Annotated in this window: 19 protein-coding genes; 14 read left to right on the top strand and 5 right to left on the bottom strand. The window is 62.7% G+C overall.

Going from position 1 to position 22,120, the window contains the following annotated elements:
* The first annotated feature begins 4 nt into the window (after window positions 1–4).
* Genes ASD00_RS16295 through ASD00_RS16285 form a run of 3 tightly spaced genes read left to right on the top strand, consistent with a single transcriptional unit; the run spans window position 5 to window position 2,792 of the window.
* Entirely contained in the window at window positions 5–892 is an 888-nt protein-coding gene (locus tag ASD00_RS16295) for a sugar ABC transporter permease (protein ID WP_057207569.1), read from the top strand.
* On the top strand, window positions 889–1,710 hold the full coding sequence (locus tag ASD00_RS16290) for a carbohydrate ABC transporter permease (RefSeq protein ID WP_057207568.1): 822 nt from the start codon (window positions 889–891) through the stop codon (window positions 1,708–1,710). The genes ASD00_RS16295 and ASD00_RS16290 overlap by 4 nt, the downstream gene beginning before the upstream one ends.
* A gap of 20 nt (window positions 1,711–1,730) precedes the next feature.
* On the top strand, window positions 1,731–2,792 hold the full coding sequence (locus ASD00_RS16285; RefSeq protein ID WP_025428402.1) for an ABC transporter ATP-binding protein: 1,062 nt from the start codon (window positions 1,731–1,733) through the stop codon (window positions 2,790–2,792).
* Window positions 2,793–2,815: 23 nt separating this feature from the next.
* Here the strand turns inward: ASD00_RS16285 and ASD00_RS16280 are convergent, their stop codons facing one another.
* Complete coding sequence (locus tag ASD00_RS16280) at window positions 2,816–3,856, bottom strand: dipeptidase (protein ID WP_057207567.1); 1,041 nt, start codon at window positions 3,854–3,856, stop codon at window positions 2,816–2,818.
* A gap of 287 nt (window positions 3,857–4,143) precedes the next feature.
* Between ASD00_RS16280 and ASD00_RS16275 the strand changes: the two genes are divergently transcribed.
* The 7 genes from ASD00_RS16275 (at window position 4,144) to ASD00_RS16245 (ending at window position 11,766) form a co-directional block, all read left to right on the top strand.
* Window positions 4,144–5,742 carry an ABC transporter substrate-binding protein gene (locus tag ASD00_RS16275; RefSeq protein ID WP_057207566.1) on the top strand — a complete coding sequence of 533 codons (1,599 nt, stop codon included), beginning with the start codon at window positions 4,144–4,146 and terminating at the stop codon, window positions 5,740–5,742.
* On the top strand, window positions 5,739–6,752 hold the full coding sequence (locus ASD00_RS16270; RefSeq protein ID WP_057207565.1) for an ABC transporter permease: 1,014 nt from the start codon (window positions 5,739–5,741) through the stop codon (window positions 6,750–6,752). Before ASD00_RS16275 ends, ASD00_RS16270 begins: the two co-directional genes overlap by 4 nt.
* On the top strand, window positions 6,749–7,651 hold the full coding sequence (nikC, locus tag ASD00_RS16265) for a nickel transporter permease (protein WP_057207564.1): 903 nt from the start codon (window positions 6,749–6,751) through the stop codon (window positions 7,649–7,651). The genes ASD00_RS16270 and nikC overlap by 4 nt, the downstream gene beginning before the upstream one ends.
* Before the next feature lie 3 nt (window positions 7,652–7,654).
* A complete protein-coding gene (locus ASD00_RS16260; RefSeq protein WP_057207563.1) occupies window positions 7,655–8,485 on the top strand; it encodes an ABC transporter ATP-binding protein in 831 nt (276 codons plus the stop codon).
* Window positions 8,482–9,222 (top strand): ABC transporter ATP-binding protein, encoded by a 741-nt coding sequence (locus ASD00_RS16255; protein ID WP_057207562.1) that lies wholly within the window; start codon window positions 8,482–8,484, stop codon window positions 9,220–9,222. Before ASD00_RS16260 ends, ASD00_RS16255 begins: the two co-directional genes overlap by 4 nt.
* Before the next feature lie 39 nt (window positions 9,223–9,261).
* The gene (locus tag ASD00_RS16250; RefSeq protein ID WP_057207578.1) at window positions 9,262–10,776 is read left to right on the top strand and encodes a serine hydrolase domain-containing protein; all 1,515 of its coding nucleotides are present in this window, start codon (window positions 9,262–9,264) and stop codon (window positions 10,774–10,776) included.
* An 87-nt stretch (window positions 10,777–10,863) separates the two neighbouring features.
* Entirely contained in the window at window positions 10,864–11,766 is a 903-nt protein-coding gene (locus tag ASD00_RS16245; protein WP_057207561.1) for a LysR substrate-binding domain-containing protein, read from the top strand.
* Window positions 11,767–11,844: 78 nt separating this feature from the next.
* Here the strand turns inward: ASD00_RS16245 and ASD00_RS16240 are convergent, their stop codons facing one another.
* From ASD00_RS16240 to ASD00_RS16230, 3 genes are all read right to left on the bottom strand, one after another.
* Window positions 11,845–12,711 carry a D-amino-acid transaminase gene (locus ASD00_RS16240; RefSeq protein ID WP_057207560.1) on the bottom strand — a complete coding sequence of 289 codons (867 nt, stop codon included), beginning with the start codon at window positions 12,709–12,711 and terminating at the stop codon, window positions 11,845–11,847.
* A gap of 25 nt (window positions 12,712–12,736) precedes the next feature.
* On the bottom strand, window positions 12,737–13,792 hold the full coding sequence (locus ASD00_RS16235; RefSeq protein WP_057207559.1) for a P1 family peptidase: 1,056 nt from the start codon (window positions 13,790–13,792) through the stop codon (window positions 12,737–12,739).
* 179 nt (window positions 13,793–13,971) lie between these two features.
* On the bottom strand, window positions 13,972–14,991 hold the full coding sequence (locus ASD00_RS16230) for a DUF930 domain-containing protein (protein WP_063963278.1): 1,020 nt from the start codon (window positions 14,989–14,991) through the stop codon (window positions 13,972–13,974).
* 413 nt (window positions 14,992–15,404) lie between these two features.
* Between ASD00_RS16230 and ASD00_RS16225 the strand changes: the two genes are divergently transcribed.
* The 4 genes from ASD00_RS16225 (at window position 15,405) to ASD00_RS16210 (ending at window position 20,019) form a co-directional block, all read left to right on the top strand.
* Window positions 15,405–16,448, top strand: a complete 1,044-nt coding sequence (locus ASD00_RS16225) for an amino acid ABC transporter substrate-binding protein (protein ID WP_038577778.1) — start codon at window positions 15,405–15,407, stop codon at window positions 16,446–16,448.
* A gap of 19 nt (window positions 16,449–16,467) precedes the next feature.
* Complete coding sequence (locus ASD00_RS16220) at window positions 16,468–17,658, top strand: ABC transporter permease subunit (RefSeq protein ID WP_057207557.1); 1,191 nt, start codon at window positions 16,468–16,470, stop codon at window positions 17,656–17,658.
* Window positions 17,655–18,728, top strand: a complete 1,074-nt coding sequence (locus ASD00_RS16215) for an amino acid ABC transporter permease (RefSeq protein WP_057207556.1) — start codon at window positions 17,655–17,657, stop codon at window positions 18,726–18,728. Before ASD00_RS16220 ends, ASD00_RS16215 begins: the two co-directional genes overlap by 4 nt.
* Before the next feature lie 82 nt (window positions 18,729–18,810).
* Complete coding sequence (locus ASD00_RS16210) at window positions 18,811–20,019, top strand: TIGR03862 family flavoprotein (RefSeq protein WP_057207555.1); 1,209 nt, start codon at window positions 18,811–18,813, stop codon at window positions 20,017–20,019.
* 127 nt (window positions 20,020–20,146) lie between these two features.
* Here the strand turns inward: ASD00_RS16210 and ASD00_RS16205 are convergent, their stop codons facing one another.
* Entirely contained in the window at window positions 20,147–21,961 is a 1,815-nt protein-coding gene (locus ASD00_RS16205; RefSeq protein WP_025428386.1) for an ABC transporter ATP-binding protein, read from the bottom strand.
* Window positions 21,962–22,120 lie beyond the last annotated feature (159 nt).

Raw genomic sequence — 22,120 nt, 5'->3', positions numbered from 1 at the left:
TCCGATGACGAAAGCCTCGCAACGCCCCCTTGTCCAGGAATTCAAGTTGCTCGCCACGCCAGTGGTGCTGTTCCTGCTCGTCTTTCTCGGCTTTCCAGCGATCGTCAACCTGATCTATTCGGTGTCCGACGTCTCGTTCGAGACGTTGCGTCAGCCCGAGTTGTCGGGCTTCGAGAATTTCGTAGCCGTGTGGAGCGACAGCGCCTTCTGGCAGGCAAGCTGGTTCTCGTTCCGCTTTGGCCTTCTGACGGCCGTACTCGAATGCGCACTCGGGCTTTTCCTCGCCATATTCCTGTCGCCGCTGATCGAGCGGCGCAGCTGGCTGATGGCGATCCTGATGCTGCCGCTGATGGTGGCGCCGGCACTGGTCGGCCTGATGTACCGGCTGGTGCTGCATGAATTCGTCGGCCCCGTGCCCTACTACCTCTGGACTTATTTCGGTGCGAGCCTGTCGTTTCTCGGCCCCGGCTCGGCCTTCTGGACGCTTGTCGTCGTGGAGACCCTGCAGTGGACGCCGTTCGCGCTGCTGTTGTTCTACATGGCCTATCAGGCGATCCCGTCCGAGATCGCCGAAGCCTCGGCCATGGACGGTGCCAAGAGCCACCATCGGCTGTGGTATATCGAGCTGCCGCTGATGCTGCCGACGATCGTCGTCGCCCTGCTCATCCGTTTCATCGACGGCTTTCGCGTCTTCGACAATGTGTATGTCCTGACCGGCAGCGGCCCCGGCGGTTCGACCGCATCGCTGTCGATCTACATATACGAGGCTTTCTTCAAGCAGGGCGCTATCGGCAAGGCGGTCGCCGCCTCGGTGATCCTGTTCGTCGTCTCCTTTGCCGTCCTTTACGGCCTCAATTTCATTGCCAGCCGGCGAAAGGGAGCCACAAGATGATCACGACGCTTCGCTGGCTGGTGTTTGCGATCGCCGCATTCGCCATGAACTTTCCGATCCTGGTAACGCTTTCGACCTCGTTCAAGAGCACCAGAGAGCTGTCGACCAATCCCGGCCTTTGGGTGCAGTCGCCAACGCTCGACAACTATCTCGCGGTCTTCCAGGTGACGGACCGGTTGAACATCTTCCTCTATCTGTTCAACAGTCTCTCGGTCGCCTTGATCGGCACGTTGCTGGCGGTGGCGCTCGCCCTTCCCGCGGCATACGCGATTGCCCGCGGCCGGCTCGGCGAGCGGACGCTGCTGCCGTTCATCGTCAACCTGCGCGCCGTTCCGCTCATCATCTTCGCGATCCCGCTCTACATGATGTTCCAGTGGCTGGCGCTGCTCGACACCCGTCTCGGCCTCGGGCTGATCCTGACCATCGTCAACCTGCCGCTGGCGCTCGTTATCCTCGTCAACGCCATCCGTGACCTGCCGGCCGAGCTCGACGAGGCCGCGCTCATGGATGGCGCCAGCCGGACGCAGATCCTCTTCAAGGTGATCGCCCCTGTCTGCCGCCCTGCCATCGTCACCAGCCTGATCTTCGGCTTCATCACCGCCTGGAACGAGTTCCTGTTCGGCCTGATGCTGACGACCTCCAAGGCCGTGCCGATCACCGTCGGCGCATCGTTCTTCTTCGCCGCCAGCGGCGGCGGCGTGCAATGGGGCGTGGCGTCTGCCGTGATGATCGTCGGCGCGCTTCCGCCGGTCCTGCTCGGCCTCATCATGTATCGCCAGATCAGCGGCTCGATGACAGCAGGCGCGGTCAAGGGCTGACCTTTATTTCGGAGACAACCATGGCTACGATTTCACTTAAAAAGGCCGGCAAGCAATACGGCAACCTGGAGATCATCCGCGAACTCGACCTCGACATCGCCGACGGCGAATTCGTCGTCATCGTCGGCCCTTCCGGCTGCGGTAAGTCCACACTGCTGCGCATGATCGCCGGGCTGGAGGAGACCACCTCCGGCCAGCTCTTCATCGACGGCCGCGACGTGACTGCGGCCTCCCCGGTCGAGCGCAAGCTCGCTATGGTGTTCCAGTCCTACGCGCTCTACCCGCACATGACGGTCCGCCGCAACATGGGGTTCGGCCTCAAGCTGGCAAAGCTGCCCACTGGGCGGATCAAGGCCAAGGTCGAGGCGGCCGCCGAGACCTTGAAGCTCACCCACCTGCTCGAGCGTTACCCGAAGGAATTGTCCGGCGGCCAGCGCCAGCGCGTCGCGATCGGCCGAGCGATCGTTCGCGAACCCGTCGGTTTCCTCTTCGACGAGCCGCTCTCCAATCTCGATGCGGCGCTACGCGTCGACATGCGGCTCGAAATCGCCAAGCTGCACCGCACCCTCGGCGCGACGATGATCTACGTCACCCACGATCAGGTGGAGGCGATGACACTTGCCGACAGGATCGTGGTGATGAAGGACGGACGCATCATGCAGCAGGGCAGCCCGCAGGCGCTCTACCAGACGCCCGCCAATCTGTTTGTCGCCCAGTTCATCGGCAGTCCGAAGATGAACCTTCTGGCCTGCCAGCCCGGCGCTAGCGGGCTCGACCTATCCGGCGAAGGCAGCATTCAGCTGCGAGTATCCGGCGCTGCAGCGCCAGCGCATCTGGGCGCCCGGCCCGAACATCTGTCTCTGGTTTCGCCCGAAAGCGGCCATTGCCGGGGCACCGTCGAGGTCAGCGAATATCTTGGCGGCAACACCAGCGTCTTCGTGCGCGCCGGCAAACTCGGGTTGATCAACGTCAGCGCCCCCGCCGATACGCCCTATCGCATCGGCGAGACCGTGGGCATCAGTATTGATGCGGCGAGATCGTCGCTGTTCGACGAGGCAGGAGCAGCAATCGCAGCGAACTGATAAGGCTCGCTGCGCGCCCTATCTCACGCGCCCCAGGTCGTTTCCAGCACCCGGATCCAGTTGCCGTGGCAAACCTTGGCGAGCGTCGCCTCGTCGTAACCTCGCTTGCGGAGCAGGTCGACCAGTTGCTGCAGGTCGGCCGCGTCGCGCATCGCCGCGGGGATCGTGGTGCCGTCAAAGTCGGAGCCGAGCGCGACATGATCGATGCCGATGCGGTTGGCGATGTAGTCGATGTGATCGGCCAAAAGCTCGAGGCTGGTGTCCGGGTTCTTGATGCCATCAGACCGCAAGAACAACACGCCGAAATTGATGCCGGCAAGGCCGCCGGTATCCTTGATGGCGTCGAGTTGGCGATCCGTGAGGTTGCGGCTGTGCGGGCAAAGCGCATGCACGTTGGAATGCGAGGCGACCAGCGGCGCATTGGACAGAGCGGCAATGTCCCAGAATCCCTGCTCGTTCATGTGCGACAGGTCGACCATGACCCTGAGCTCGTTGCACGCCCGGATCAGATCCTTGCCGCTTTCCGTCAGGCCGGGACCGATATCCGGCGACGACGGGAAACGGAACGGCACACCATAGGCAAAGATGTTCGGCCGGCTCCAGACAGGCCCGAGCGTGCGCAGGCCGGCGGCGTGCAGCACGTAAAGCGCATCGAGATCGGCGGCGAAGGCTTCGACACCTTCGACGTGGAGCACCGAGGCGAACACACCGTCGGCGATGGCCTGGCGGATATCGGCTGCCGACCGGCAGATCTTCAGACGGCCGCTCGCTCGCCGCTCAAGCCGCATGAGCAGGCTTGCCATGCCGAGCGTGCTCTTCAGCGCATCCTGCTGATCCGGCGTTGCGAAATCGCCATTAGCATCCTTCTGCATGCTGGGCGACGCGACATAGACAGCGCAAAGACCACCGGCGAGCCCACCTTTTTCCGCCTTGACGAGATCGATATGACCGCTGCCGCCGCCGTCAACGAAGCGGGCCTCGGCGTCTGCCTGCTGCGAGTGCCACAAGCGGGACAACACATCGTTATGTCCATCGAAGACCGGAATTTTCGCCTGTGTTGCCAATTGGGGACCGCCTTTCAACTTGTTTGCCGCCCACGGCGGCCGACTGCGCACGACTCAAACTGGCCGTCGCGCGCGAACATAATCATCTGACAGCCCTAGGGGAAAGCCGTCCATCGGCGCAAATGCAAACCATGCATAGGCCCTGCCGAAATCGGAATTGGTAGCACCAAGCCATGTTGTGCTTAATCCGGCCACTAACAAGGGAACACGGTTGGCGGTGAGGTGAACTGCGAAAACCTCACGACGGCCGTTCGCATGACGTTAAGTCCGAGAAGGGGATATTTCCGATGATTTCCAGACGCAACCTGTTGATCGGCGGCGCTGCCGTGCCGTTTCTGTCCTATGTCAGCCTGGTTCCGGCCTTCGCCGAAACGCCGAAGGACATTCTGGTTGTCGCTCAGCAGCTCGACAACATGACCAGCCTCGATCCGCATGAGAGCTTCGAGGCAGTCGGCAGCGAAATCTGCGGCAATATCTACCAGAAGCTCGTTCATCCCAACCTTGATGATGCCAACAAGGTCGACCCGATCCTGGCTGAATCCTGGGAAACCGATGCCGACAGCAAGGTCTTCACCTTCAAGCTTCGCGCAGGCGCAACCTTTGCCAGCGGCGCGCCGGTTACGTCAGAAGATGCGGCCTTCTCGCTGCAGCGCGCCATCAAGATGAACAAAGGCCCGGCCTTCATCATCGCCCAGTTCGGCTTCACGCCGGAGAATGTCGAAGAGCGCATCGTCGCCGTCGATGCTTCGACCCTACGCCTGACGCTCGAGGAGCCGGCATCGCTCTCCTTCCTGCTCTACTGCCTCTCGGCCAATGTCGGCAGCATCGTCGAGAAGAAGGCCGCGCTCGAAAACGAAGTCGACGGCGACCTCGGCAACGCCTGGCTGCAGAAGAACACCGCCGGTTCGGGCGAGTTCGCGCTGCAGTCCTGGAAGCCGAGCGAGAGCGTCGCGCTGACGGTCAATCCGAACGGCCCCTACAAGGGCAATATCAAGCGCATCATCCTACGCCACGTTGCCGACCCGTCGTCGCAGCTGCTGATGCTGCAGAAGGGCGACGCCGACATCGCCCGCAACCTCAGCTCCGAACAGCTGCGCACCCTGCAGGGCGACGAGAACTACACGCTGGTTCGCAAGGGCGTCGCCTCGCTCGTGCTGATCTCGCTCAACCAGAAGCAGGCAAACCTCGCAAAGCCTGAGGTCTGGCAGGCGATCAAGCACGCACTTGACTACAAGGGCATGCAGGAAAACATCGTGCCCCTCACCCACAAGATCCACCAGAGCTTCCTGCCCGAGGGCTATCCGGGCGTCGTCAACGATACGCCGTTTACGAAGGATGTGGCCAGGGCCAAGGCGCTGATGGCCGAGGCGGGCCTCGAAGGCGGTTTCGACATCGTGATGGATCATTATTCGGCACAGCCCTATCCGGATCTGGCGCAGGCGATCCAGGCAAACCTTGCCGAAATCGGCATCCGCGTGCAGCTCCAGGCGGCCGAGAACCGCCAGGTGCTGACCAAGATGCGCGCCCGTGAGCACCAGATGGCGCTCTCGGCCTGGGGATCGGACTACTTCGACCCGCACGCCAATGCCGACGTCTTCAACATCAACCCCGACAATTCGGATGATGCCAAGTCGCGCCCCTTCCTGTGGCGCTCATCCTGGCAGGACGCCGAGATGGCAAAGAAGGCCGAGGCCGCCCGCGACGAGCAGGATCCGGCAAAGCGCATCGCGCTCTACGAGGAGCTGCAGCGCGCCCATATGGAGCACAGCCCCTTCATCTTCATGCTGCAGACGACGACCACGGCCGCCTGCCGCAAGTCTGTTGCCGGCATCCGGCTCGGCACGCTGTCGGACTCCCATTCCTATGCAGAGGCGTCCAAGGCTTGAACAAGCGTATCCGAAGCTTTTCCGCCACGTTGAGCAGCGTCTTCCTGACGCTGCTCGGCCTGACGATCGTCACCTTCATGATCGGCCGCGTCATGCCCGTCGACCCGGTGATTGCCGCGGTCGGCGACAACGCCTCCGAGGCGGTGATCACCCGCGCGCGCATCGAAATGGGCCTCGACCAGCCGCTGATCGTGCAGTTCTTCCGTTATCTCTGGCAATTGCTGCACGGTGATCTCGGCATCTCGATCCTGACACGCAACCCGGTTGCGACCGATATCGCCCGGTTCTTCCCGGCTACGCTGGAGCTGGCGACGGCGGCGCTGCTGCTGTCGGCGGCAATCGGCATTCCGCTCGGCGTCTGGGCGGCCGTCCGGCAGGGCAAGTTCGTCGATCAGGCGATCCGCGTCGTCTGCCTCGCCGGTCATTCCGTTCCGGTGTTCATGCTGTCGCTGATCTCGCTGTTGATCTTCTACGCGACGCTTGGCGTGGCACCGGGACCCGGCCGCCAGGACGTGATCTTCGACGGCATGATCGATCCGGTCACCGGCCTGTTGACGATCGATACACTGATCGCCGGCGACTGGGATGCTTTCCGTGACGCCGTGGCGCACATGGCGCAGCCGGTCTGCATTCTCGCCTATTTCAGCATGGCCTACATCACCCGCATGACCCGAGCCTTCATGGTCGATGCGCTGAAGGGCGAGTTCGTCATCACCGCGCGCGCCAAGGGTCTCTCCGCATCGACCGTCATCTGGAGCCACGCCTTCCCGACGGTAGCCGTGCAACTGGTGACAGTCTTGGCGCTGACCTATGCCGGACTTCTCGAAGGCGCCGTCGTTACCGAAACCGTGTTCAGCTGGCCGGGCCTCGGCCAATACCTGACGGTGTCGCTGATGAACGCCGACATGAACCCCGTGGTCGGAGCGACCCTGCTGATCGGCCTCATCTATGTCGGCCTCAACCTCATCGCCGACCTTCTCTATCGTGTACTGGATCCCCGCGTCCGATGATGCTTACGACCTTTCGAAACTGGGCGCTGGATGAAACGCCCGCCTCCCGCACCCAGGCCTCCTGGGGTCATCGCTATCGAATCTGGCTGAAGCTCAGGTCCAACCCGCTGGCGATGATCGGGCTGACGATCATCCTCGTCTTTTCGCTGCTTGCCGTGTTTGCGCCGGTACTGGCGCCGCACGATCCGGCGATCCAGAACCTGGCCAACCGGCTTGCCGCCCCAAGTGCTGCCCATTGGCTCGGCACCGACGAACTCGGCCGCGACATCTTCTCGCGCATCCTCTTCGGCGGTCGCGTGACGCTCGGCATGGTGGTTTCCGTGGTCGTTCTGGTGGCGCCGATCGGGCTCGCTGTCGGCTGCATTGCCGGTTATTTCGGCGGCATCGTCGATACGGTGCTGATGCGGGTCACCGACGTGTTTCTCGCCTTCCCGAGGCTCATTCTCGCGCTTGCCTTCGTCGCGGCGCTGAAGCCAGGTGTCGAGAGCGCCGTTCTCGCCATCGCGCTTACTGCCTGGCCGCCCTATGCGCGTCTCGCCCGTGCCGAAACCATGACGGTACGCCGCAGCGATTTCATCGCCGCCTGCCGGCTGACCGGTGCGTCGCCATGGCGCATCATCATGCGCCATGCAGCGCCGCTCTGCGTGCCCAGCCTGATCGTGCGCATCACGCTCGACATGAGCTCGATCATCATCACCGCGGCAAGCCTCGGCTTCCTCGGCATGGGCGCGCAGCCGCCGTCACCCGAGTGGGGCGCGATGATTGCCACCGCCAAGCGCTTCATCTTCGACCAGTGGTGGGTTGCGACCGTGCCGGGCATCGCGATCTTCCTCGTGTCGCTCGCCTTCAACTTCCTCGGAGACGGGTTGCGCGACGTGCTCGATCCGAAGGGAGACTGAGCCATGCTGGTTGATATCCAGAACCTCCGCATCGCCTTCGAGAACCGCTCCTCGCGCTTCGAGGCGGTGCGCGGCATCTCGCTTTCACTCGGCGCGGAGAAACTCGGCATCGTCGGCGAATCCGGCTCGGGAAAGAGCCTGACAGCGCGGGCGCTGATGAAGCTGTTGCCCAGCAATGCCGCGATCACCGCCGACCGATTGTCCTTCGACGGCATCGACGTGCTCTCAGCCTCTGAAAAGCAGATGCGGCAGATCCGCGGCAAGCGGGCGGGCTTCATCCTGCAGGATCCGAAATACTCGCTGAACCCGGTGATGAACATCGGCCGGCAGGTGTCTGAAGCCTGGCGCGCCCACAAGGGCGGCAGCAAGAAGCAGGCGCTCGAGGCGGCAGTCCACCTTCTCGACCAGGTGAAGATCCGCAACCCGCGCGAAGTCGCCGCCGCCTACCCGCACGAAGTCTCGGGCGGCATGGGCCAGCGGGTGATGATCGCGATGATGCTGGCACCCGATCCGGAACTGCTGATCGCCGACGAACCGACGAGCGCGCTCGATGCTACCGTGCAGGCAGAAATCCTGCGGCTGATCGAGGAATTGGTGTCGGAGCGCAACATGGGCCTCATTCTCATCAGCCACGACCTGCCGCTTGTTTCGCATTTCTGCGACCGCGTCGCGGTGATGTATTCCGGGCGGGTGATGGAAGAGCTGAAGGCATCGGAGCTGCTGAACGCTCGCCACCCCTATACCAAGGGGCTCCTCAACTGCATGCCTTCCCTCACGCATCCCAGGGACCGGCTGCCTGTTCTCAACCGCGATGCATCGTGGCTCACCGCATGATCGACGTTGAAAATCTCCGCATAAGGTTCGGCGACCGCGAAGTCGTCAAAGGTGTCTCGTTTTCGGTGAAGAAGGGCGACAGCTTCGGCATCGTCGGCGAAAGTGGCTCGGGCAAATCCACGATCCTCAGGGCGATGGCCGGGCTCAATGAAAGCTGGGACGGTCGCATCGCCTTTGGCGGTGAAGCGGCGGCACTGAAGCGCCCACCCGCCTTCTTCCGCCGGGTGCAGATGGTGTTCCAGGACCCTTACGGCTCGCTGCATCCACGCCAGACGATCGACCGTATTCTCAGCGAATTGCCGCTCGTGCACGGCATGGACAATATCGACAAGCGGATCGTCCAGGCGCTTTCCGATGTGGCGCTGCCGCAGGCGGCCCGCTTCCGGTTTCCGCACCAGCTTTCCGGCGGTCAGCGCCAGCGGGTGGCGATCGCCCGGGCACTGATTGCCGACCCGCAGGTGCTGCTGCTCGACGAGCCGACGAGCGCGCTCGACGTTTCGGTGCAGGCGGAAATCCTCAACCTATTGTCCGATCTTCGCGCAGCGCGAAACCTCACCTACATTCTCGTCAGCCACAACCTGGCCGTGATCGCCCATCTCTGTGGTCAGGTCGGCGTCATGCTGAACGGCGAAATGGTGGAGCAACTGAGCGCGCAGGACCTGAGGACCGGCAAGACACACCATGCCCATACGACGGAGTTGCGTATGCTGAGCGTCGGGCTGGAAGAACCGGCCTGACTTCGCCCCTTGGTGACAACTAGGACAATGGAAGAAAACATGCCGGCACATTTCGATTGGCACGCCGCATCCGCCGCAGCCGAAGGATTCGCCAAGCAGTGGGCGGAGAACGAACCGGGCGGCGCCATCGTCGGTTTCGACGATAGCGGCATCCGCTTTTCGCATGCGCGCGGCGTCGAAAGCCTGGCAACGTTTGCGCCATTCTCGGCCGAAAGCGTCGTTCGCTATGCCTCGGTCACCAAGCATTTCTTCTGTGCCATGGTTCTCGGCCATGACGACATCATCAAGCTCGACGACCGGCTTGGGCAACATCTGCCCGAACTCGTCTCGCCGCTTGCCGACGTGACGGTCGGCCAGGCGCTGGATATGAGCGGCGGCCTGCCGGACACCCGTGAATGCCTGTCCCTGCTCGGCCTCTCCGTCTACACGGAGACCCAGGCCGCACCGCTTCTGGCGTTTCTGGCGCGTCTGCGACGGCTGAATTTCGATGCCGGCAGCGAGGTCTCCTACTCCAACACCGGTTATCGCCTTGTCGAGGCCGCGCTGGAGCGCAAGGGCTTTGCCTTCGACGACTTCATCCAGAGCGACGTTGCCGGGCCACTCGGCGTCACCTTCAAGGCGCCCGACGTCTGGAACGATCCGGTCGCGGGCCTGGTGCCCGGTTATTGGCACTCTGGCGAGCGCTGGCAGCTTTCCGCCGCCGGCCTGCATATCTCCGCTTCCGGCAGCCTGACAGGAAGCGCCAATGCACTCACTGCCTGGTTGCAGGCATTGATGGGCGGGCACGGTCGTTACGAAGGTTTGCTGGAAAGGCTGCAGACGACCCGTTTCCTGGCGGACGGACGGCCGAGCGGCTACAGCCTTGGCCTGCGCTCGTCGACGCTCGGTGAACGCAGCTTCGTCGGCCATGGCGGCTCACACCCCGGCTACAAGACTTACTTCCTGCTCGACCCCGAAAGCCGCTCGGGCTTCGTCGTCGTCTCCAACCGTGAGGACACCAACGGCAACAAGATCGCGCTCGAAAGCATGGCGGCGCTGACCGGCTTGCCGCTGCCAACGCCGGCAGCGAGCATTCCCGATGGCCTCTATATCACCGAACAAGGTCCCTGGTGGCTGGAGATCAAGGGTAGCGTCTGCACCTATCTCGATGCCGACGACACGCTTTACGACGACGGCGACGGCTGGGTTTCCTCGCGCTCGGCCTCGTCGCCGATGCGGCTGCGGCTGGAGGGATCGGCGCTTGTCGGCGAGGCGGGCCATGCGGCGCGGCGGTTCCTGCCCGTCGCCGGCCAGCACGTTGTGCCGGCGTCTCTCTCCGGAGTGTGGCAGTCCCCTGAAGGGGCAGAGTTCGAGATCCGCGACGGGGCGGTGGTTATGGGTGTTGGCCCGGTGCGCAACGTCATGCCGCTGACGGCGCTCGGCAACGGTCGCTTCCTGTTCACGCTTCATGACGGCCCCTGGTCGAAACGTGTCTGCCTTCATGTCCTCGGCAACGACAGGGTGGAACTCGTGCTCAACCGCGCTCGGATGATGGAATACCGCCGTCGGGCCTGATTTTTCTTGAAGCCTGTCGAACAGTGCCTAAAAGGGGTCAGGTTCCCGCTGCAAGGCGGGAAATGACGTTCTTCAGGAGTGCATGTGTTGGAAATCAAGTGGCTCGAAGACTTTCTGGCACTGGCGAGCACGCTCAATTTCTCGAAGGCTGCCGACGAACGGCACGTCACCCAATCCGCCTTCAGCCGCCGGATCAAGCAGCTCGAAGCCTGGGTCGGCGCGAGCCTTGTCGACCGCGCCACCTACCCCTCTCGGTTGACCGAGGCGGGCCTGAAATTCGTTCCGGTGGCGCAGGAGACCCTTCAGCACCTCTATCAATCCAGGCGAAACCTGCAGAAGGAAGAGGGCTCGGACGCCAAGACGATCAAGGTGACCGCTCTCCACACACTCTCCTTCACCTTCTTTCCCGACTGGATGAACCGCATCAACAAAAAGGCCGGCCCGGTCTTCTCGCGGCTTCGCCCTGACTCCGGCAGCATGGAGGAGAACCTCAACTCACTGGTCGATGGCTCGTGCGACTTCCTCCTGACCTATGCCCATACCCAGGTGCCGTTGCTCCTGGACCCGCAGGCGTTCGAACACCGCTTGCTCGGCCATGAAAAGATCATCCCGGTTTCGGCGCCTAACGAAACGGGAGCGGCCGCGCACCTGCTGGAGGGCGGGGCAAAGCCCTTCCCTCATATCAGCTACGAGAAGTCGTCATTCTTCGGGCAATTGCTGGGAGAGCTGGTCGGCGCCGACCTGCCGCTCTTTCAGCGCGTGCATGAGGGCAGCATGTCCGTCGGCCTGAAAGCGATGGCGCAGGCCGGCTGGGGCATCGCCTGGGTGCCGGAAAGCCTGATGACCGCAGAGCTTGCCTCCGGCGCGCTGGTGCGCGCCGCCGATCCCCGTTGGGATATCAGCGTCGAAATCCGGCTCTACCGCGCCAAGGACAACCGGCGGCCCGTCGTCGGCCGCATCTGGCAAACGCAGGAGCCGGCTGCCATTTGACGAAAGATATGAAGCGGTTCCGGTCAGGATGCGCTTCACACTCCTGTCCCATCGACTGCCCCTCCCGCTAATCGGCCGCTAAATCGCCGTGCGGCGGGCGTTCTCCAGATAGAGTTCACGCAGCCGCTTGACCATCGGTCCGGGCACACCGTCGCCGACAGGCTTGCCGTCGATGCGCGTCACGGAGACGACGAAGTTCGACGCGCTCGTCAGGCATGCCTCGCGGGCGTCCAGCGCCTCATCAAGCGAAAACGGCCGCTCCTCGATCGTAAGCCCCTGCTCGCGCGCCAGTTCCAGCGCGGCAAGCCGCGTGCAACCGGGCAACGTCGCACTGCTGTTGCCGCGGGTAACGATCCTACCGTCGTCGGTAACGATATAGGCGGTGGAGGACGCGCCTTCGGTCACGAACCCGTCCTCGATCATCCAGGCTTCGTCGCAGCCTTCGGCCTTGGCGATACGCTTCGCCATCACCTGCGGCAGAAGACATACGCTCTTGATATCGCGTCGTGCCCAGCGCTGGTCAGCGACCGACTTGACAGAAACACCCTTGTCGACCGCCGCCACATGCTCGAGCGTCTTGACCTGGGTGAAGAGCAGCAGCGTCGGCTTGATCTCGCCTGAAAACAGGAAGTTGCGATCCTCGGCACCGCGCGTCAGCTGCAGATAGACCACGCCCTCGACGAGGTTGTTTTCGCGCACCAACCGGCGCTCGATCTCGACGATCTCCGAAACGGGGACCGGAAGCGGCACGTCGATCTCGCGAGACGAGCGTTCGAGCCGCGCCATATGCAGGGCGCTGTCGATGAGCTTGCCTTCAAGCACGGCGGTGACTTCATAGATCCCGTCGCCGAACAGGAAACCGCGGTCGAAGACCGAAAGATGCGCCGCGTGCTCGGAAACGAACTCGCCGTTCAGATAAACGATGCGGCCGGTCGGGTTGGACATGGTAACTCCGTCTGAGGGAAGAGAATTAGGCTTTGAGGGCTGCGAGGCGGACGAGCGAAATCGCCTCAACCGAACTCACCTTGCCGGTGGCCGCATTGAAACCGCTTGTGGATTGCGCCGTGACCAGCGAATTGAGGATCGCCTCTTCTGTCGCCTCGATCGTCGCTTCGAACAGCGGCGAGATCAGGTCGTTCGGCAGGTCGGGGTAGCTGGAGATCGCTGTGCGCCGCTCGCGCGTCCGGCGGACAGCTTCCGCGGTGGAGAATGCCAGCGCATAGTCGCCGGATCCATTGCTGAGGGCGGCACCGGTGCGGGTGAGGCCGCCAAAGGCGCGCTCGGCCAGCCGTTCGAGGCTGCGCGCCGACAACGGCGCGTCGGTGGCGACGACGATGACGATTGAGCCGTCGCGATCATGTCCCGACGGCGCATCATAGGGATGCCCGCAAATCAGCAGCCGGCCGCCATAATTGGACTGCACCAGCACGCCGACTGTGAAGGTTTCGCCTGCCGCCTTGACGCGGCGCGAACTGGTGCCGATCCCGCCCTTGAGACCGAAGGCCACCGTGCCGGTGCCGGCGCCGATGGCGCCCTCTTCGACCGGACCGGGCGCCGCCGCGGCAATTGCCTTGCCGATCTCATCGATCGTCGGGCGGCCGGCGCGGATATCGTTCAGTCTGGAGTCATTGGTCTCTCCGACGACGGCGTTGAGCGACACAACCTTTTCGTTGCCCGGCTGGGCCAGCGTAAAACGGTTGATCGCCTCGATCGCCCGCCCGGTTGCGAGCGTATTGGTCAGAACAACTGGCGTTTCGAGCTCGCCCAACTCGGCGATCTGGGTCGAACCTACGAATTTGCCGAAGCCGTTCAGGACCGCCAGCGCCGCCGGCACCTTGTCCTGAAACAGATTGCCCTGGTGGGGAAGGATAGCAGTCGCGCCCGTGCGGATCCTGTCGCCCTCGACCACAGTCGCGTGGCCAACGGCTACACCGGCAACGTCGGTAATCGCGTTCAACGAGCCGGTTTCATATACGCCTGGGCGGAATCCGAGGTCGCGAAGCCTTTGGCGCGTGTTTGCCGACATGTAGCCTTTTCCCCATTTTGCCAAGTGGCGATCCGCCGCAAACGACCGTCGCCCTATTTGGCTGGAAGCTACTCTGCCCTGCGACAAAACGGCATCGCAAAAATGGAATAGTTCTATGAGAAGTCCGCAAGACGACCGGACGTCTCGCGTTGCAGAGCACGGGCGGCTCGAAGATCGGCTCAGTTGGGCGGCAGACGGCGGCTCTTCCAAGCCGTTTTCGGAACGATGTTGCCGATGGCGAAGCTGAAAGATGTGACCTCGACCGTCTCGAGATCGACCTTGCATTTGAAGTCGACGTCGTACCAATTGCCCTTGCTGCGATAGGCGCCGCCGCTTGCGTCGATCTGCTCCTTGCCGATGAACCCGCCAGATGGCCCGAAGGGCACGAGTATATCAGGAAAGTCCTCCGGCCGCTGATGGCGGATCTGCTCCAGGGCCTCGATGTTGCAGAGTTGGAGGATACGCTTCTTGACCGGAAGTTGGCCCATCGCCTGCTTAACGCGCGGATCGGCGATCGACTTCGCCGAAAAAAGCTCCTCGGCCTTGACAAACCGGTCGGACGGCAACTTCGCCGTCGCTTCGGCCTCGCCTTCCGTCTCGTCACTTTTCTCCTTGTCGTCGGCAGGTTTGCGCACCGGCACCGAATCGGCTTTGGACACCGCCTTCTCGGCATCCGCCTCGGCAGCCGGCTTCTTCTCAGCAGCACTATTATCGCCGTTGGCAGGGGTCGACAGGACGGCAAGCTGCTGCGGTGTCGGCTTTTCCGTCTCCGGTTGCTTCTGCGCCTGCGCCTCCTCTTTCTCCACCTTCTTCGTGGCGGCGTCGGCCGCCTCTGCCTTCTTCGGCTGGTTCACCACATCCTTCTTCTCGGCCTTCGCAGTGGGCGGAAGCTGAGCAGCTTTAGCCTCCTGCTTGATCTTGGCCGCAGCCGACTCGAAGGCCTGTGGCTGCTGACGAGAGGGAGCCGGTTGTGGCTTCGGCTGTTCCTTCTTCGGCTGAGCCTCCTGCTTGGGCTTCTCTTGCTGCTTGGGCTGCGGTGGAGAGACGAGTTCGACGTTGATGCTCTGCTCGCCCTGCGGTTTGGGCGTTTCCTTCGGCAGTTGGATCAGCAGCAGAGCGATGACAAGCAGGTGCAGAGCCACCGAGGTCGGCGTGCCCCATCTGATCTTCTCCCACCATTTTTCTGAAAACAGCTGCATCGCTTACGAGATAATGGACCACATGGGCGGAAGCTAGGTGCTTCGGCACATCTCAACAAGTGGCCGCAATAAAGCACACACAAACCGGAGACTTGACCGGTCGTAGCCTGGCCCGGTCAAGATGCGCACAGCGGTGAACGAAAAATCATCCGTCACCCGAAGAAAATGCGCGGGCCCATCATGAGCTGAGCACACAGCCAGTCAGTGCGAATGTCTTTGCGAGGTTAAGGCCCAGCAACTATCGAAATCATTTCACCGACACTGAAAGGCGAGAAATTTCTTCCCGAAATGGCAGATATTCCGCATAATCATCTCTATTCTATATTTTCTATAGATTTAAAACATAAAGGCAGTCGCGGCCCGGGATTTGTCGGGCGGCGCGACGGACGAACACCATGGCCAGGAGCCTCTTCATGCAGCGAAATTCTATCGGCAGCAGATTTTTCACAAAGGCATTTACAGCCACGGCGGCCCTGACGGCAGCCCTGATCGCCTCCTCCGCCCTTGCGGGCGAGACCCTCGACAAGATCAAGGCACGCGGGCTCATCAAGGTGGGCGTCGGCACCACGCCCGGCTTCTTCACGCCGGATAGCAGCGGCCGCTGGCAGGGTTTCTTCGTCGATTTCGGTCGCGCGCTCGCAGTCACCGTCTTCAACGACACCGAGAAAGTCGAGTTCACCAACTCCTCGCCGCAGCAGCGCCTCCCCGCCCTGCAATCGGGCGAATTCGACATCCTGCTCTCCGGCGTGACCCAGACAGTGACCAGAGCGTTCAAGCTCGGCTTCCATTTCGGCCCGGTGGTCTTCTATGACGGCCAGGGCCTGCTGGTGCGCAAGGATCTTGGTGTCGGCAAGGGCGAGGAGCTCGACGGAGCGACGATCGGGGTCCAGAGCGGCACGACCGGCGAACTCAACATCGCCGATTTCTTCCGCAAGACCGGCAAGACCTTTACGCCTGTGACGATCGAAGAGACCGGCGAATTCCTGAAGGCACTCGATTCCGGTCGCGTCGATGCGCTGACCCAGGATGCGACCGACCTTGCCGCCAAGCGCACGCAGCTTTCCAAGCCGGACGACTATGTCCTTCTGCCAGAGCGCCTGTCGAAGGAACCACTCGCACCGGCCATTCGCGCCGGCGACGACCAGTGGCTGGAGATCGTCAACTGGACCGTCTACGCCACGATCCAGGCGGAAGAGTTCGGCATCACCCAGAAGAATGTCGACAGTTTCCTTACGAGCGAAGATCCGGGCATCAAGCGCTTCCTCGGCGTTGATCCGTCGCTCGGCGAAGCCATCGGGCTTGACCCGAAGTTCGCCTATAACATCGTCAAGGCGGTCGGAAACTACGGCGAGATCTTCGACCGCAACGTCGGCAAGGGCACGCCGCTCAATTTCGATCGCGGCTACAACCAGCCCTGGACCGCCGGCGGCCTACTCTATTCGCCGCCGTTCCGTTGAGCCTTTGCCGGTATCTGCGATGACATCCACTCTTCAACCGGGCCCGCTAGGGCCCGGACTTCCCTCGCGGTTGCGCACCTGGCTCGGCCCCTCGCCCTTTCAACAGATCGTCCTGTTTATCGGCGTGCTGGGGATCTTTGCGCTCTTCGGCTCCAACACTGTCGACAGCATGCAACGCATGGGCCTCACTCCGGGTTTCGGCTTTCTCTTCCATCAGGCGAATTTCGAAATCGGCGAAACCGTGCTTCCCTATTCGGCGGGAGACACCTACGCCCGCGCGCTTGCGGCGGGCCTAGCCAACACCGTCAAGGTCGCCGTCGTCGGCTGTGTGCTCGCCACGTTTCTTGGCGTTGCCCTTGGCATCGCCCGGCTGTCGGGTAACCTGTTGCTGGCAACCTTCGTTCATGCCTATGTCGAACTGCTGCGCAACACGCCGCTGCTGCTGCAGCTCTTCCTCTGGAGCGCGATCATCCATGCGCTACCGCCGCCGCGCGGCGCCTATCTCTTCCTGGAAAGCGTCTATCTCAGCAATCGCGGTGTCTATGTCCCGTCCATTTCGCTACACGGCCTCTCCTGGGCGATCTGGCTGCCGGCCATCCTGTTGACGGCTTACGCGTCGCTGTCGCTCGCCCGGCGCCTGCTGACAGGTGCGACCTTCTATATGCGGAAGGCAACCATGACCGTGTTCGGTTCGCTGGTCGTCTGCACGCTCGCGCTCACCTCTTTCGGCCTCGCTGCCACCATCGATCTGCCAGCCAAGGGCGGCTTCAATATCAAGGGCGGCCTGTCGCTGACGCCGGAATTCTTCGCGCTCTTGATCGGCTTGGTCGTCAACGCGTCCGCCTCGATCTCCGAAATCGTGCGGAGCGGCATCCAGTCGGTAAAATCGGGCCAATGGGAAGCGGCGCGTGCGCTGGGCCTGAAGCCGGCGCAGATCATGCGTCTCGTCGTCTTGCCGCAGGCGTTGCGTGTCATCACGCCGTTGATGATCTCAAGCTTTCTCGACCTCACCAAGAATTCCAGCCTCGCGGTGGCGATCGGCTATCCCGATATCGTCAGCGTCGCCAACACCACCGCCAACACCACCGGCCAGGCGCTGGAAGCGATCTGCATCATCGCCGCCGTCTATCTCACCCTGAGCCTCTCGGTTTCGGCAATGATGAACTTCTACAACAGCCGCATCGTCCTTCGCGGGGAGACACGGCGATGAGCCATATCGAACTGCCACCACCTGTTGCGCCGGACTGGCATCGCTGGCGAAGCGGCCTCTTCGGCGGTTGGGGTAACAGCCTCATCACGCTCGCTACCCTCGGCGTCTTTGTCTGGTTTCTCCAACCTTTCCTCCGTTGGGCAATTTTCGATGCGGTATGGACGGGAACCGCGACAGATTGTGCGGTTGACGGGGTCGGCGCCTGCTGGGCTTTCATCGGCGCCAAGCTGCGTTTCATCCTCTTCGCGTTCTTTCCGCCCGTGCTGCAATGGCGCCCTGCCCTTGTGGTTATAACCGTGCTCGCCCTGCTGGTGTTATCCGCCCTGCCGCGGTTCTGGAGTTTCCGGCTTGTGCCGCTCTGGATCGCCGCACTCGTCTTGAGCTGGCTTTTGATGGCGGGAACGTTGACGCCGCCAGTGGTGTCGACCAACAATTGGGGCGGGCTGCCGATCACGCTGGTCGTCTCGATCGCTGGCCTCGCCTTCGCATTCCCGATCGCGCTCCTGCTGGCTCTTGCCCGACAATCGAGCATGGGGATCGTCCGGACGCTAGCGATCACCTTTATCGAGACGCTGCGCGGCGTGCCGATGATCGCAGTGCTCTATGTCGCCATGCTGATCGTTCCGCTCGCCCTGCCGAGCGGGGCCGCCATCGACAAGTTGTTGCGCGCACAGATCGGCGTAACGCTGTTCTTCTCGGCCTATCTCGCCGAAGTCATCCGTGCCGGCCTACAGGTGGTGCCGTGGGGCCAGCGGGAGGCAGCACTTTCCCTTGGTCTGGGCTATGTCCAGACGATCCGCCTCGTCGTCCTTCCCCAGGCGCTGCGCGCCGTCATCCCGGCGATCGTCAATCTTTCGATCGGCATCGTGCTCAACACGTCGCTTTTGGCGGTGATCGGCATCTACGACCTCCTGAATGCGGCAAGGACCTCGGCCACGGATCCGACCTGGCTCGGCTTCTATACCGAAGCCTATGTCTTCGCCGCCGCGGTCTATTTCATCATCTGCTTTGCCGGCTCGCGCTACAGCATCTGGCTCGAGAAACGTCTGAACGCCGCGAGCAGGCATTGAAGCGCGCCCTTCGTCCCGCCTTGCGCGAGGCGCCGTGACGGGCCAAGAGTCCCCGTAACGGAATCGGACGCCGGACGGGCACATGAAACGAAGCGAAATCGCGATCATCGGCGGCGGGCCGAGCGGGCTGATGGCGGCAGAGATCCTGTCTATGCAGAACCATTCGGTGACGGTCTACGACAGCATGCCGACCGTTGCGCGCAAGTTTCTGCTTGCCGGCAAGTCCGGCCTCAATATCACCCATTCCGAGGATTTCGAGCGCTTTGCCGATCGCTTCAGCGCCGCGTCGCAACAGTTGCGCCCGGCACTCGACGCTTTCACGCCCGCGGACGTGCGCGTCTGGGCGGAAGGTCTCGGGACCGAAACCTTCGTCGGCTCGTCCGGCCGGGTATTTCCGAAGGCGATGAAGGCCTCACCGCTGCTGCGCGCCTGGATCAAGAGGCTTGAGGCGCAGGGCGTGCGGATCCTGACGCGGCACCGATGGACTGGCTTTGCCGGTCAGACACTGACCTTCGACACGCCGGATGGGCATAAGACCGTCCGCAGCGATGCCACGCTTCTCGCACTCGGCGGGGCAAGCTACCCGCGCCTCGGGTCGGACGCCGGATGGGCGACGGCTCTGAAAGACGCCGGCGTCGATGTCACCGACTTCCGCCCAGCCAATTGTGGCTTCGATGTCGACTGGAGCGATGCGTTCCGTGAGCGCTTTGCCGGCGAAGCGCTGAAATCGGTGACGGCGACTTCAGAGGCAGGCACGATCCCCGGCGAATTCGTCATCACCCGTCACGGTATTGAGGGCAGCCTCGTCTATGCCCATGCGGCGCATTTGCGCGACCGTCTGGAGATGCAGCGCTCTGCGGCATTGTCAATCGATCTTGCTCCGGGACGAACGGTCGAACGGCTGGCCAAGGACTTGGCGCGCCAAGACGGCAAGATGAGCTTCTCCAATCGCCTGCGCAAAGGTGCGGGCCTGGAGGGCGTCAAATCGGCCTTGCTGCGCGAAATTGTTCCCGAGGCCACACGCACCGATCCGAACGCGCTTGCCGAACGCATCAAGTCGCTGCCGATTGCCGTCCTTCGTCCCCGTCCCATTGCCGAGGCGATTTCATCGGCGGGCGGCGTGCGTTGGAGCGCCAGGGATGACGCCTACATGCTCACCGCGCTGCCGGGGATTTTCGTTGCCGGCGAGATGATCGATTGGGAAGCGCCGACCGGCGGGTATCTGCTGACCGCCTGTTTCGCCACGGGTCGTGCTGCGGCACGCGGCATCGACGCATGGCTGCGACGGTAGGCAAGCGTCGCCCCCCCGCAAAGCGGTATCACTGACGACGCGGGATAACAGATAAAGAAACGCAAGACGCCGGCACACTCAGGTACCGGCGTCCTTGCATTTCGGCATTTGCGGCTTGCGCCCGGCCTTAGCTGTCGTTGAGGACCAGGCCCTTGGTCAGTTCCAGCGCCTGCCGCTCGAACAAGCCGCGGTAGATGCCGCCGTCGAGGCGGATGAGTGCCTCGTGCGTGCCCTCCTCGGCGATGCGGCCGTGGCTGAACACCAGCAACCGATCGAGCGCGCGTACGGTCGACAGCCGGTGCGCGATCACCAGGGTGGTGCGACCCAGCATCAATCGCTCCATCGCCTGCTGGATCAGCACTTCCGATTCCGAATCGAGGCTCGACGTCGCCTCGTCCAGAATGAGGATCGGTGCATCCGCCAGGAAGGCCCGGGCGATGGCGATGCGCTGGCGTTCGCCGCCCGACAGCTTGACCCCGCGTTCGCCCACCAGCGTGCCGTAGCCTTTCGGCAGGCCCGTGATGAAGTCGTGAGCGCTCGCAAGCCTTGCGGCTTTTTCGATCTCCGCTTGCGTGGCCGTCGGCCGGGCATAGGCGATGTTCTCCGCAAGCGAGCGGTGGAACAGGATCGGTTCCTGCTGGACGATCGCGATCTGCTGGCGCAACGAAGCCTGGGCAACGCCGGCGATATCCTGACCGTCGATCCGAATCTGGCCGGACTTCAGGTCATGCAGGCGCTGGATCAGCTTGACGAAGGTCGTCTTGCCCGAGCCGGAATGTCCAACAAGGCCGACACGCTCGCCCGCCGGGATCGTCACCGAGAACCGATCATAGAGCGGCTTGCGATGGGCGCCGTAGTGGAAGGTCACATCGTTGAATTCGATGCGACCGTCGGTGATGCGGATCGGCTTTGCTTCGGCCTTGTCTTCGATACCGAGCGGCTGGGCGTGGATGTCGACCAGCTCTTCCATATCGTTGACGGACCGCTGCAGGTTGCGGATGTGCATGCCCACTTCACGCAGGTAGCCCTGCAGGATGAAGAAGGAGGTCAACACGAAGGTTATATCACCGGCTGTTGCCTGCCCGCGCGACCAGAGAAACAGTGCAAAGCCGATGACCGCCGCCCTAAGTACGAGCAGCAGGGCACCCTGCGTCGTACCGTTCACCGTTCCGCGGACCCAGGTCCGGCCCGTGCGGTCCCGCCATTTGGCCAGCACCTTGACCAGCCGCGCATCCTCGCGCTTTTCGGCCCCGAAGCCTTTGACAACGTTGTTGCAGCTGACGGCATCGGCAAGCGAACCGCCGAGCTTGGTATCCCAGCTGTTGGCCAGGCGTGCCATCGGCGCGACGTAGCCGAGCGACAACGTGACCGTCGCAGCGATGAAGACAAGCGAGCCCACGCCGATGATGACACCCATCATCGGCCAGTACCACGCCATCAAAGCGGTCGAGCCGACCAGCATGATGATCGACGGAAACAACGCGATCAGCAGCGTGTCGTTCAACAGGTCCAGCGCCCACATGCCGCGCGTCACCTTGCGGACCGTCGAGCCGGCAAAGCTGTTGGCATGCCAGTCGGACGAGAAGCGCTGGATGCGGAAGAAGGCCGCCGAGGCAATGTCGGACATCATCTTGAGCGTCAGGTCGACGACACCCATGAAGGTGACATGCCGGAAAATGATGGCACCGAGCGACAGCGCCATCATCGTCCAGAATGCCGCAAGGGCCGCGTCCCAGGCCACCTGGTCGGAGGCAGCACCGGTCACGACCGCGTCGACCAGCCGACCGGAGTAAAGCGGCGTCAGGACATCCGCGAGCGTCGAAAACAGGACGGCACCGAGGATGAAGGCAAGGCGAAGCGGCTGGCGCTTCCAATGAACCCAGGTGAAACCGAGAACGCTGCGGAACGCACCGCCGCGCAAGGCGAAACGAGTAAAAGCCATAACGATTGCCCAATGCCTGGAGCATTGGCCTCAAAATTCAGGTCAATGAAACATGCCGAGAAAGGGAAACTGTTTTCCGATCGGCATCAATGGATTGGTAGCTTCCGCATCGAGGGAAGACCAAAGTCAGCGAGAAAGGTCCTGACTTGCAACTGCTAA

Source organism: Ensifer sp. Root31 (assembly GCF_001424825.1).
In the GTDB taxonomy this organism is placed as follows: Bacteria; Pseudomonadota; Alphaproteobacteria; order Rhizobiales; family Rhizobiaceae; genus Ensifer; species Ensifer canadensis.
Note: the sequence above shows the minus strand (reverse complement) of the source record. Positions and strands in the feature narration are given on the sequence as shown.